Annotated in this window: 12 protein-coding genes and 4 pseudogenes; 10 read left to right on the top strand and 6 right to left on the bottom strand. The window is 69.7% G+C overall.

Features of this window, described 5'->3' with window-relative positions:
* Positions 1–17: 17 nt before the first annotated feature.
* Positions 18–236, top strand: a pseudogene (locus ACFPZI_RS14865) (IS6 family transposase); the annotation flags it as partial.
* Here ACFPZI_RS14865 and ACFPZI_RS14860 read toward each other — a convergent pair.
* A pseudogene (locus ACFPZI_RS14860) lies at positions 235–469 on the bottom strand (IS6 family transposase); the annotation flags it as partial. The pseudogenes ACFPZI_RS14865 and ACFPZI_RS14860 sit on opposite strands and share 2 nt — an antisense overlap.
* 353 nt (positions 470–822) lie before the next feature.
* Between ACFPZI_RS14860 and ACFPZI_RS14855 the strand changes: the two are divergent.
* Positions 823–1,776: a Ppx/GppA phosphatase family protein gene (locus ACFPZI_RS14855; RefSeq protein ID WP_381363245.1), complete on the top strand. Its 954-nt coding sequence runs from the start codon at positions 823–825 to the stop codon at positions 1,774–1,776.
* Here the strand turns inward: ACFPZI_RS14855 and ACFPZI_RS14850 are convergent.
* Positions 1,745–1,951, bottom strand: a complete 207-nt coding sequence (locus ACFPZI_RS14850) for a hypothetical protein (protein ID WP_381363244.1) — start codon at positions 1,949–1,951, stop codon at positions 1,745–1,747. The two genes, ACFPZI_RS14855 and ACFPZI_RS14850, sit on opposite strands and share 32 nt — an antisense overlap.
* Before the next feature lie 311 nt (positions 1,952–2,262).
* Between ACFPZI_RS14850 and ACFPZI_RS14845 the strand changes: the two genes are divergently transcribed.
* Both ACFPZI_RS14845 and ACFPZI_RS14840 read left to right on the top strand, forming a co-directional pair.
* Positions 2,263–3,063 (top strand): MBL fold metallo-hydrolase, encoded by an 801-nt coding sequence (locus tag ACFPZI_RS14845; protein WP_381363242.1) that lies wholly within the window; start codon positions 2,263–2,265, stop codon positions 3,061–3,063.
* A 174-nt stretch (positions 3,064–3,237) separates the two neighbouring features.
* Positions 3,238–3,399, top strand: a pseudogene (locus ACFPZI_RS14840) (pirin family protein); the annotation flags it as partial.
* 613 nt (positions 3,400–4,012) lie between these two features.
* Here ACFPZI_RS14840 and ACFPZI_RS14835 read toward each other — a convergent pair.
* The gene (locus ACFPZI_RS14835; RefSeq protein ID WP_381363240.1) at positions 4,013–4,873 is read right to left on the bottom strand and encodes a UbiA family prenyltransferase; all 861 of its coding nucleotides are present in this window, start codon (positions 4,871–4,873) and stop codon (positions 4,013–4,015) included.
* 45 nt (positions 4,874–4,918) lie between these two features.
* On the opposite strand from ACFPZI_RS14835, the gene ACFPZI_RS14830 reads away from it, so the two are divergent.
* The 4 genes from ACFPZI_RS14830 to ACFPZI_RS14815 all read left to right on the top strand — a co-directional run bounded on the left by ACFPZI_RS14830 (position 4,919) and on the right by ACFPZI_RS14815 (position 8,207).
* Positions 4,919–6,055, top strand: coding sequence for a type III polyketide synthase (locus ACFPZI_RS14830; RefSeq protein ID WP_381363277.1), 1,137 nt, complete (start codon positions 4,919–4,921; stop codon positions 6,053–6,055).
* Between the two features lie 8 nt (positions 6,056–6,063).
* Positions 6,064–6,579, top strand: coding sequence for an isoprenylcysteine carboxyl methyltransferase family protein (locus tag ACFPZI_RS14825; protein ID WP_381363239.1), 516 nt, complete (start codon positions 6,064–6,066; stop codon positions 6,577–6,579).
* Positions 6,576–7,607 carry an NAD(P)/FAD-dependent oxidoreductase gene (locus ACFPZI_RS14820; RefSeq protein ID WP_381363237.1) on the top strand — a complete coding sequence of 344 codons (1,032 nt, stop codon included), beginning with the start codon at positions 6,576–6,578 and terminating at the stop codon, positions 7,605–7,607. The genes ACFPZI_RS14825 and ACFPZI_RS14820 overlap by 4 nt, the downstream gene beginning before the upstream one ends.
* A 357-nt stretch (positions 7,608–7,964) precedes the next feature.
* Entirely contained in the window at positions 7,965–8,207 is a 243-nt protein-coding gene (locus ACFPZI_RS14815) for a WhiB family transcriptional regulator (protein WP_381363276.1), read from the top strand.
* 588 nt (positions 8,208–8,795) lie between these two features.
* Here ACFPZI_RS14815 and ACFPZI_RS14810 read toward each other — a convergent pair.
* Positions 8,796–9,230 carry a hypothetical protein gene (locus ACFPZI_RS14810; RefSeq protein WP_381363235.1) on the bottom strand — a complete coding sequence of 145 codons (435 nt, stop codon included), beginning with the start codon at positions 9,228–9,230 and terminating at the stop codon, positions 8,796–8,798.
* An 83-nt stretch (positions 9,231–9,313) separates the two neighbouring features.
* Here ACFPZI_RS14810 and ACFPZI_RS14805 point away from each other — a divergent pair, with 83 nt between their 5' ends.
* Together ACFPZI_RS14805 and ACFPZI_RS14800 are read left to right on the top strand one after the other, a co-directional pair.
* Complete coding sequence (locus ACFPZI_RS14805) at positions 9,314–9,991, top strand: helix-turn-helix transcriptional regulator (protein WP_381363274.1); 678 nt, start codon at positions 9,314–9,316, stop codon at positions 9,989–9,991.
* 687 nt (positions 9,992–10,678) lie between these two features.
* A complete protein-coding gene (locus ACFPZI_RS14800; RefSeq protein ID WP_381363280.1) occupies positions 10,679–10,858 on the top strand; it encodes a hypothetical protein in 180 nt (59 codons plus the stop codon).
* An 89-nt stretch (positions 10,859–10,947) separates the two neighbouring features.
* Here the strand turns inward: ACFPZI_RS14800 and ACFPZI_RS14795 are convergent.
* Together ACFPZI_RS14795 and ACFPZI_RS14790 are read right to left on the bottom strand one after the other, a co-directional pair.
* Positions 10,948–11,142 (bottom strand): annotated as a pseudogene (locus tag ACFPZI_RS14795) (mobilization protein); the annotation flags it as partial.
* A 475-nt stretch (positions 11,143–11,617) separates the two neighbouring features.
* A partial coding sequence (locus tag ACFPZI_RS14790) for a hypothetical protein (RefSeq protein WP_381363233.1) occupies positions 11,618–11,822 on the bottom strand: 205 nt, incomplete at its 5' end.

The raw sequence follows: 11,822 nt of genomic DNA, 5'->3' as shown, positions 1-11,822 counted from the left end.
TCGAATCGCTGGAGGGGCTGTCCGTGGTGACGCCGTCGTACCGGGGTTTCCGCTTCCCTCCGGAGGGCATCTCCCACTGCGTTTGGCTGTACCACCGCTTCAACCTGAGCCTGCGCGACATCGAGGAGTTGATGCTCGAGCGCGGCATCGAGGTCAGCCACGAGACAGTCCATCAGTGGACGCGCCGGTTCGGCCCGGCTTATGCCGCTGCTCTACGTCGGCGCCGTCCGGGGCCAGGTGCCATGTGTCCCCGGGCCGGGGCCGCCGGCGGCGCAGCGCCGGCGTAGGCCTGCCCGAACTTGGCGCACCAGCGGCGGACGGTCTCGTGGGAGACGAGCACGCCGCGCTCGGGCACCAGCTCCTCGACCTCGCGGAACGACAGAGGGAAGCGGAAGTACCGCCACACACAGTGCGCGATGCCCCCCACCGGGTACCGGTGCCCCTGGTACGACGGCGGCGCGCTGTCCACGGACGACCCCTCCCAGCATCACCGACCAGAAGATCATCCCGCCCGGTCAGTCAACGTGACAGCGCCCGCCGGAGTGTCCGGGGTGACGGTGCTGCCCAACCGGCGCTGACAGGGCCATCGTGGGAAAGGACCACGGTGGGCGAAACCGTACGGTTCGAGGATCCGGGGCCTCCGTGCGCAGTCGGCGTGAGATCGTCCACGGCTCTACCGCTGCGGGCCGGGGCGGAGGGTGCACGGGTGGTGACGATATGCTCACGCGGTGGGCCGGAATCCCCGTCGCGTCGTCGTCTGGGCTGCCGGAAGAGCGGAGAAGGAGCCGGTCCGCTCGAGCGTGGGGCCAGGGGGGTGATGGGATGCGGCAGGCCGGTGTGCTCGATGTCGGGTGCCACAGTGCTCTGCTGACGGTGGTGCGCCGGCGCCCGGGGACGGTGCTGGAGCCGGTGTTCTCCCGCAAGGTGCGGTTGAGACTGCACGAGACCCTCGACCGCAAGGGGCGGCTGGACAAGGCCGGCATGAAGAGCGTCGAGCGGGCAGTGGCCGAGGCCGTCGCCGCCGACCCGCGTCCGCGCGGACCGGAAGTGTTCGCGTTCGCGACCTCCGTCATCCGGGACGCGCCCAACCGCGACGAGATCATCGCGCGGGTGGCACGCACCACTGGCACCCGCCTGCGCGTGCTGACCGGCGTTGAGGAGGCGCGGCTGGCCTACGTGGCCGCCCGCCAGTGGGCAGGACCGACGGCAGGGCAGCTGCTGGTCCTGGACATCGGCGGCGGCACCGTAGAGATCGCCTCCGGCACCGGAGACCAGCCCCGCGCCGTCCACTCGCTGCCACTAGGTGCTCGCAGGATCACCCGGGACTGGCTTCCCGGCGGCACCGCGCCATCCCAACGCCGCCTGGCCGAGATCCGGCAGCACCTTCAGCGGTCCCTGGAAGCCGTGCCCGGTCTGCCGCAGGCCGAACCAGGTGGGCGGGTGCTGGCCTGCTCCAAGACCTTCGAACAGCTCGCCCGGCTCGCTGCCGCCCAGGGCAAGTCACCGCGAGCCGGACGGCGGCTGGCGCTACCCCAACTGCGCACGTCAGTCTCCCTGCTGGCCGACGCGGGACCGTCCCGCCGTGCCAAGCTGCCGGGCATCTCCCGGCACCGCGCCGAACAGTCCCTGGCCGGAGCCCTGATCGCACAGGCCCTCATGGAAGCCTGCGGGGTCAAGAACGTCGAGATCTGCCCGTGGTCCACCCGGGAAGGACTATTGCTCGAACACCTCGGCCCACCCCACATCACAGCCGACCGTTCCCGCCTGGTCGGCTGAGCCCAAGGGACGTCGAACGAGGCGCCCGCGGCGCGGTCTTGATCACGTCCAGTTCCTCTGCCTCGAAGACGGCGTCGAACGCCTCGCCGTACTTGCCGTCTCGATCGCGCAGCAGAAACCGCAGGGACTCCCTGCGTATCCCGAGGTCGGCGGCGAGGTTCCTCGCCTGCTGCACCGTCCACTCCCGCGTCGGATTGAACCGCCCCGGGTTCGGTAGAGATCTCACCGTGCAGTCTGCGGTGGTTGTACCAGTCGATCCACTCGGCGGTGGCCAACTCCACCTGGGGAGCGTCTTCCAGGGCCGCTGGGACTTCACGGTCGCCGTGCCGCCGTCGGCCGCCGCCCTGCGGCCGCGTCGGAACCGAAGGCACTACCCGCTGGAACAGCTCCCACAAAGTCTCCGGAATCAGAGTCTCGACCATGCTCGCCCCTCATGCTCGGAAATCGCCTGGTCACAGCCAAGGCACGGCGCTACGGTCTCGTGTCATGCAACTGACGGTTCTCGGCGGCTGCGGTGCGTGGCCCACAGCAGTCCAGGCATGCAGCGGCTACCTCGTCGAGTACGCCGGATTCCGCCTGCTCATCGACCCCGGATATGCCACACTGCCGCGCCTGCTCCAGCACAGCACCGTCGACGCGGTCGACGCCGTGCTCGTCAGTCATGGACACCCCGACCACTGCGCCGACCTCAACCCTCTGCTACGGGCCCGGGGACTGCGCGATGACCCGCCGCCCGCTCTGCCCGTCTACGCCCCGCACGGCGCGGTCGATGCCGTTCTGGCGCTCGACAAACCGAGCATGCTCGCCCAGGCCTACCACCTTTACGGGTTCACCCCCGGCGACCGGTTCGATATCGGCCCCTTCACCACCGACACCTGGCTCCTGCCGCACTTCGTACCCAATGCCGGCATTCGGCTCACCACACCCGAGGCCGTCCTCGCCTACACCGGCGACACCGGCCCCAGCTCCGACCTCCCGCGCCTTGCGCAAGGCGCCGACCTGTTCCTGTCGGAAGCCACGTACATCCACCAGGTACCAACCGCCGACGCACCGTACCTGCTCACCGCACGACTGGCCGGCCAGTACGCCCACCAGGCAGGCGCCACCCGACTCATGCTCACCCACCTCTGGCCGGGCACAGATCCGACCCTTGCCCGAGAGGTAGCCGCAGAAGCCTTCGCCCACCCCATCGACGTCGCTGCCCCCGGTCTCGTCACCAACCTTCGCGAGGAGGGTCAGAGGTCCAACAGCGCCGAGCAACACGACACCTTGCGCCGGAACAACTGACCACCAAACAGGCCACATCGCCACATGAGACGAGCTCTTAGTGGGGTGGGGCGCAGCGCCGGCTCGGCAGCGGAACTCACGGTTGCTGAATCCTCCGGGACCGATGCTGACAGTTTGCTAACCGTCGGCGGTCCGGAATGCCGTTGACCTGCACGGATGCGTGCACGGTTCGCTATGTTCTGGAATTGGATCGGCCGCACCCAGGAGGAGATCGAACAGGCGCGCCGCGACTGGATGGAAGGCACACGGTTCGGCGAGGTGAAGGGCTACGACGGTGCTCCGCTGCCTGCCCCCGAACTGCCGGCGGTACCGCTGAAACCGCGAGGAAGGGTTCGTCGACCTGCGGGAATGCCTGAGTTCTGGTGGCTGGTGGCTGGTGGGCGGGAGGTGGCCGGGCGCTGTCTCCCGCTTTTCGGTCGCCCGCGGGAGGACGGCGGGAGGACGGCGGGAGGACGGCTGAGCGGGGCGCGGACCTGCGCCGGGGTGGCGGGCGGTTCCACGGTGTGGCCGTCTGTGGGCAGCTGTGGCAGGACTCTTGCTGACCTGATGCTGACTTCGCTGGCGCCTCGTCAGCTGCGGTTGACGCGCCCTTTTCGCAGCTCCGTCGCGCGCGGCGGTCTTTGGGGGCGCGGTGGCGGCCGGACGAATCCCGAAGATCATTCCACCCGGTCGGCCAATGTGACAGGGTCCTCCCGTCGGCTCGGCTGCCGATCCGTCAAGGTCACAGTCGATGTCTATCGATACCTCGCACCCTGGGCCTGCCGTCACCGGGAGGTCCGGTAGGGCGCCCGCGCTCCTCGGTATGACAGCCCGGCCCTCGACGGGGGGCAGCCCGCGCCCGTGTCTCCCGTCGGAGGAGAGGCTGCTGCATCGGATGATCCGAGGGAGCGTTGGGTACTGGCCTGGTCACAGGCACCGTCCGGTCCGCGGGTTGTTCTTCGGTGCGCGGTCAGACCATGGCCGAGCCGTGTAGCAGCAGCTGGGCCACAGCGATGCCGGCCACTACGATCGCCGCCCGGAACGGCCATCGGCCGGCGGCCTCCGACCGCACAGCCGTACCCGCGACCGCGACGAATACGGCCGCCGCTGCCAGTGCCCAGCCCGTGACTCCGACCGTCCCGGGCGGTCCTGCGACCAGCACGCCCACGGCCGTCAGCAACACGACCGGTGCCAGCCATCGGCAGGCCGGACGGCCCAGCCGCTGTGGCAGCCCGCGCACACCGGTCGCAAGGTCGTCCTCGATGTCCGGAAGCACGTTCGACAGGTGGGCGCCCACGCCCAGCAGGGCCCCCGCGGTCACCGCCCACCAGGGGGGCCAGGCCGGCGAGGGCGGACCGAGCGTGACGAAGGCCGGCAGCGAGCCGAAGCCCGTGGCATAGGGCAGCGGTGACAGCACCGTGTGCTTCAGCCGCAGGTTGTACGTCCAGCCAGCGGCCACGCCCCCCAGGTGCGCCGCTCCCGCGGCGACCCCGCTCAGCAGCGACAGCGGCACGCACAACCCCAAGGCCGTTCCGGCCGCGGCAGCCGCCGCCCAGCGCGGGAGCTCGCCGGTGCACACCGGCTTGTCGCCGCGCCCGCAGGTCATGTCGCGCTGCGCGTCGGCCGCGTCGTTGCACCAGCCGATCGAGAGCTGACCGGCCAGCACGGCCAGGGCCACGGCCACCGATCCGGCTGCCCCACGGCCCGCCACCACGGCCAGGACCGTCACGAACACGGTCACGGCGACCGTCGGCTCCAGATGGCACGAGCGCAGCAACGCCGGGACACGGTGTGTCGTGCGCGAGAGAACCCCAGACGGGTGGAGAGACACGTACGCACGGTAATCGGGTTCTCAGGCGAGGAAGGGATGAACGACATGCGTGTCCCCGTGATCGTCGAGCATGCCCCTTCCCCGCCCACCGCGCTGCACCGGACGGCCGTGCCTGCCACGCCGACCACCATCGCCGCCGTCCGTACCGCGCTGCCACCGCACCGTTACGCCCAGGAGGCACTCACCGAGCCGATCGGCGACCTGTGCCTGCTTCCGGGGGCGGACCGCGCCCTGCTGCGCCGCCTGCACGCGTCTGCCGGGGTGCGTACGCGTCATCTCGCCCTGCCGATCGAGCGGTACGCGGTTCTCGGCGACTTCGGCCACAGCAACGACGCGTGGATGGCGGCGGGCCTCGAACTCGGCGAGGAAGCCCTCACCGGCGCGCTGCACGAGGCGGGGCTCGGACCGGCCGATGTCGACCTGCTGGTGTGCGCCTCCATCACCGGCGTCGCCGCTCCGTCGCTCGACGCCCGGCTGGCCGGGCGCATGGGGCTGCGGCCCGACGTCAAGAGACTTCCGGTGTTCGGCCTCGGCTGTGTCGCGGGCGCCGCCGGCCTCGCCCGGGTGCACGACTACCTTCGCGGGCACCCCGACGACACCGCCGTGCTGCTCACCGTCGAACTGTGCTCGCTGACGCTCCAGCAGGGTGACGACTCCCGCGCCAACCTCGTTGCCGGCGCCCTGTTCGGTGACGGCGCGGCAGCTCTGGTCGCACGTGGCAGTGGCAGCGCCCGACCGGACGCAGCCGGGCCCTTCGTGGTCGCCACGCGCAGCCGCCTGTATCCGGATACCGAACAGCTCCTGGGATGGGACATCGGCGCCGGTGGATTCCGCGTCGTGATCGATGCCGGTGTCCCCGGCATCGTCAGGGACCACTTCGGCCGGCACTTGCGTGCCTTCCTGGCTGAACACGGCCTGACCATCGATGACATCGGGACCTGGGTGTGCCACCCGGGAGGCCCCAGGATCCTGTCCGCAGTGAGCGACACCCTCGGCCTGCCCGGCAACGCCCTGGACTCCGCACGGCGCTCCCTCGCGGCGGTGGGGAACATGTCATCCGTATCCGTACTGCACATCCTGCAGAGCATCCGGGAGTCCCGTCGACCCGAGCACGGTACGTGGGGTCTGCTGCTGGCGATGGGTCCGGGGTTCTGTTCCGAACTCGTCCTGCTGCGCTGGTGAGGGTTCTCATGCCGTGGTACGCGCTTCTCGTCTTCGCCGTCGCCGCCGAACGCGTCGCCGAACTCGTCGTCGCCCGGCGCAACGCGGCATGGGCCCTCTCCCGCGCCGGTGTGGAGCGCGGCCGTGGCCACTACCCCGTCATGGTCGCCCTGCACACGGGTCTGCTCGCGTGCTGTCTGCTCGAACCCCTGCTCGCCGACCGACCGTTCCTGCCTGCTCTGGGGTGGCCCATGCTGGCGCTCGCGCTACTGGCACAGGCCCTGCGCTGGTGGTGCATCGGCACGCTCGGGCCGTACTGGAACACCCGGGTCATCGTCGTTCCCGGAGCGCGCCTGGTCGGCGCCGGACCCTATCGTTTCCTGCACCACCCCAATTACCTTGCGGTCGTCGTGGAGGTCGCCGCTCTGCCCCTGGTGCACTCCGCATGGCTGACTGCCACGGTCTTCACCGTGGCCAACGCGGTGCTGCTCGCGGTCCGTGTCCGCTGCGAGAACGCGGCCCTCACCCAAGCGGTGCCCGCGTGAGCGGCGACCACGACCTGCTGATCGTCGGAGGCGGACCCGCCGGCCTCGCCACCGCCCTGCACGCAGCGCGCGCCGGTCTCGACACCGTCATCGCCGAGCCGCGCCGGGCGCCGGTCGACAAGGCGTGCGGTGAGGGACTGATGCCCGGCGCCGTTCGCTCCCTCGCCGCCCTCGGCCTGGAGGTCCCCGGCCACCCGATCACCGGCATCCGCTACATTCAGGGCCCCCGCCAGGTCCAGGCCACGTTCCGCTACGGCCCCGGCATCGGTGCGCGCCGCACCGACCTGCACAGCATCCTGCACCGGGCCGTGCTGGCCGCCGGGGTGCCCGTACTGCCCCTGCGGGTGGAGGACGTACGGCAGGACACCACAGGTGTGACCATCCCCGGGACGGGGCTGCGCGCCCGGTGGCTGGTCGCCGCGGACGGCTTGCACTCACTGGTGCGCCGCTCCCTCGGCCTGGAAGTGAAGACCCGGGGCGCACCCCGTTACGGGCTGCGTCGGCACTACGCGGTACCCCCCTGGTCGCCGTATGTCGAGGTGCACTGGGGAACGCACACGGAGGCGTACGTCACCCCGCTCGGCCCCCGACTCGTCGGCATCGCCATGCTGACGACCCAACGAGCCCCCTTCACCACCCAGCTCGAGAACTTCCCCGAGCTGGCCGGCCGCCTCTCCCCACAAGCGGCCGTCACCGCGGTGCGAGGCGCCGGACCGCTGCGTCAGAGAGCCCGCACCCGGGCCCACGGGAGGGTACTGCTCGTCGGTGACGCCGCCGGATACATCGACGCGCTGACCGGTGAGGGCATCGCCCTCGCCCTCACCGGCGCCGAAGCCCTGGTCACCAACCTGCGTCGTGGCACGCTCAGCCGCTACGAAACCGACTGGAAGCATGCGACCCGCCGCCACCGGCTCCTGACCGAGCTTCTGGTGAGGGTCCGACAGCAGCCCGCGCTCGCTCCCTGCATCATGCCCACCGCCGCACGCCTGCCACGCCTGTTCACGGCAGCCGTGAACGCACTGGCCTGAACTCGGCCACCGCCGGAAGGGCCATACCGCCTCCCCCGCCGCGCGCCGTGGAAAAGCCCGGAAGGACCGGCGGGAAACCCGGCCGTCCGAGCCCTCTCGTGCCGGGATGACCAACGCCGAAACCGCGTTTTCGCAGGTCCCAGCTCTGTGCTCGACGTTCCGCTTCAGTGTATGAACTCCACCACGTCCCCGTCCTGGGAGGTGGTGCTTCTCCAGGCGTGAAGGCTGGAGAAGACCTGCAGCGAGTTGTAGGCTGATCTGCAACCTCTGCCGGGTCTTTGGTGCTGCAAAGTGCCAAAGGTGTTGTTGAACACTGCGTAGAGGTGTGCCGTGTCTGGCTCATTCCCCGAAGATCACATGGCGCCGGACTGGCGCGATCAGGCTTCGTGTGTAGGCGAGGATCCTGAGATTTTCTTCCCTCTGTCCGACTCTGCGTCGCCCGGAGACGAGGCTTTTCTCGCCCGGACCATATGCCGCCGCTGCTCCGTCCTTCTTGTCTGCCGATCATGGGCCATCGACCATGGCGAGGACGACGGGATCTGGGGTGCCACCACGGCCGCACAGCGCAGAGCGATTCGTCGAGCGCGGCTTGGGCCGTAGAAGCGGCCTGGCCGGTAAACCTGCTGGCGGCGTCTCGGGAGCGGGCTGCTGATCGTCATCTGAACGTTCTTTGCTCTTCGGCTGGAGCCCGGTGGCGATCGGCGCAGCCCCTCCAGAGGCGCATTGGCGGCTTCAGCGTTCGGGGATCATCGACTGCGGGCGCGGCGGCGACGTGGCGCACGGTCAGCCGGGCCTTGTCGACGGGAACCTTAGAGTGCGGTAAGTGATGTTTCCTGCCGTTTCACACCGATGTGATGACATGCCATAACGGGGTGATTCCGGCGGTCGAATGATCAACATCGCCGCCCTGGCCGAGCGCACGGCTCCGGCTCCCCGGTTTGGCTCGACAGCCGAGGTCAGGGGCCTGCTACCCACTGGGACGAAGTGGTGCGAAATTAGCTAGACCATCACTTACCGCACTCTTAGAGGTGTTACTGGCCAGTGCACATAGTGCAGCTTGGCGCCCAGAGCGGCACCAGATGAGAAGCGTGCAGGACGCCCCGCACCCGCTTGCCGAGGAGGCGCGGCACGGCGGGTGGTGCCGTGAGGCTCCACCCGCTGGAGGGACTCAGTGCGCTCGGCGTCTGTTCACGGCCGCGGCTTGGCGTGGTAGCGCTGGGCGAGCCGTGCGAGCGCGACGGCGCCGAGGAGCAGGCCGAAGTCGCGCAGGGCGATGTCGTAGTGGCCCGGGATGGTCAGCAGGTTGACGATGATGCCGGCCAGCCAGCCGGCCACGAGCCAGCTCCCGAAGCGCGGAGCCAGCGCCACGGCGAGGCCGGCCACGATCTCGATCGCCCCCACCGCGTACATGGTCGCCTGGGCGCTGCCGGGAACCAGGTTGTCGATCCACGGCGCGAGGTAGGTGGGCCAGTCCACGAGCAGGTTGGCGAACTTGTCCAGCCCGAACAGGATTGGCGCCACCGTGAAGCCGGCACGCAGGATCACGAACGCCTGGTAGCCGGGGTCGGTGAGCACCGCCCGCCGCGGAGCGGCGGAGGTGGTGCTTGTGGTTACGGAGGACATGGCCCTCTCCTTCTATCGACAAGGTTCATTAGCAATAGAAGCGTCGATCCGATCTATAGTCAATGGCCGTGGGTTTTACACTGGTGTTCGTGGACACCCCGAAGGAAGTACGCGACCCGGACGTCTCCGCCATCGCCGCTCTTGACGAGCCGACCCGCAGGAGGCTGTACGACCACGTGGTGCGCCAGGCGAACCCCGTCGGGCGTGACGAGGCGGCCGCCGCCCTCGGGCTGGCTCGGCGGACCGTCGCGTTCCACTTGGACCGGCTGGCCGACGAATCGCTGCTGGACGTCGTCTACGAGCGCCGCAGCGGACGCTCCGGACCGGGCGCGGGGAGGCCGGCCAAGCTCTACCGCCGTTCGACGAAGCAGGTCGCCATCAACCTGCCGGACCGCCGCTACGAGCTGGCCGGACGGCTTCTTGCCCAAGCCGTGGAGGAATCCGACGCGACAGGTGAGCCGGTGCGCAAGGTGCTGCACCGCAAGGCTGAAGAACTCGGCACGCAACTGGGCGAGCAGAACAAGACGAACGTCTTCGACCTGCTGGAGCGCTACGGCTTCGAGCCACGCCACGAGGACGACGCCATCGTTCTGGCGAACTGCCCCTTCCACGCGCTGGCCCGGGAGCACACCCGGACGGTGTGCGGCATGAACCTCCACCTGCTTCGCGGTGTCCTCAAGGGCAGGGACGAGGCAGGGCTCCAGGCATGCCTGGCGCCCAGCCCCGGACAATGCTGTGTCCGACTGCAGCCAGCCGCCTGATCAGGCCAAAGACCGCGAAATCCCCGATCGCCCGCCGACACGACCGGTGTTGCGCATGCAGGCACCGGATCCGCAAAGCGCGCAGCATCTCAGCCGCCCTGCGCTGCATCCGAGTACGTCCGATGCAGCCGGCTGGGTGCACCGCAGCCCCCTCCCGTCGCAGCTGATCGCGGTGCCCGCCCACCCGCACCGGGACATACTGCGGTTCGGCGGGAGCCCTCAGCTCGCCGACCTGTCCGCTGCGGCACGGGCCAGACGCGTTCGGCGCTACCTCTCGATGTCGACCACCCGCTGTCCAGGCTCAAGGCAAATCGACCGAACCGTCGGAGCCGTGCTCCGCCCAGTGCGAGTGAATCCGACAGCAGTCCCTTTGGGGTATGGCCTGTCTCAACGACGAGCGCCGCGCCCGGATCCTGAGCACCGAGTACTTCGCCCGTCTCCGTCTCACACCAAGACCCGCCCGGTCTGCGGTACCTGACGCCCTGACCCACGCTCCGAAGCCCTTGCCCGCCCGGCATCCCCTTGCCCCCTGCCCAGAGATGAGAAGCATCGCTGGATTCCGCCCTGTCGCCCGTCCCCTCTACCCGCCGCAGTTGGAGACAGTCCGGGGCACTGGAATGACACCGCCGAGCCGTCCTCGCGGTCCACAAGGGCTGCTCGCACACCGGCACGGATGCGGATCGTCAGGTGTGCACGCTGTTCAGCGGCCACCCGAGCCCGCGCACGTTCGCCTTCGACGGCACGCCGGCCGTCGATACAACGCGCGTGAACCGGATCAGCAAGGCGCTCGCAGTCCTGGACGAACACGCCCGCCACGAGTACGAGACGGTGTGGCGGGCCGGGCACGGTGCTGCTCTGCTGGCCTGAGACGAACTGCGCGCCCGAAGGATCTGGGACCAGCCGGCGCCGTGGGACCAGGCCGCCGTGTACTGGGTCATCGGCCAGACAGGCGTGCCGGCTTCAGCAAGGAGGACGGCCGGATCGTGACCGGCGCTCTCAGCGCCGGCGAGGGCGTACCAGCCGGGCTCGGCGAGGATCTGCTCGGCCAGTTCCGGCAGGGTCTCGCGCAGCATCCCGGTGTGCCGTTGGAGCAGGGGGCGGCCCAGGTGCCGGCCGCGCTGGTGCAGGGCGCCAAGGGGCCGGGCGGCAGCGCCCGGTGACGGCGCCACCGGACACAGTCGTCAGGCTCGAGCGGGGCGCCTGCTGCAGGGCCAGGACCGGATCACATGCGCGACGGTCGGCTCGCCGTCTCGGTGATCCAGGAGGGCGTGGTCCGGATCCTGCGGTGACGGCTGAACGCGATGGGTCTCCCGAGGTGCCGATGCGCCGATGCGTGACTAGGCTCATTGAGTGATGCCGCAAGCACGGCACGCCCGGCCGACCGGTTCCCGAACCGAGCGGACCATGGTCACAGTGATCGCCCGCGTGTACCGACGGGCAGCCTGGAGACGTCGGCGGTCGAGCCCGTGCACCGGATCGGCATGCAGTGACATTCAAAGACCCCGTCGCAACTTTTGTTTGCGGCTGCGGCCATCCATTCCCGTACTCCCTTTTGGGACGCGGGAGACGATGGAGCGAAAGGTATTTCCCATGCGAACACAACGCGCGAGGCGCCTCGCCACGGCGTCAGCCGCAGGGTTGCTGATGGCCGGCGGTGTCGCCGTCGGCACAGCAGGCACCGCTTCGGCCTCCCCTCAGAACTACAGTCACAGCCAGCACTACGAGAGCCACCACTCCGGGCGGGACAACGACCATCGCGACAACGGGCGTGGTGGTTATGGCGATCACAACGACCATCGCGACAACGGGCGTGGTGGTTATGGCGATCACA

It is taken from the genome of Streptomyces chlorus (assembly GCF_042655885.1).
Lineage (GTDB): Bacteria > Actinomycetota > Actinomycetes > Streptomycetales > Streptomycetaceae > Streptomyces > Streptomyces chlorus.
This window is presented reverse-complemented; position numbering and strand designations above follow the sequence as displayed.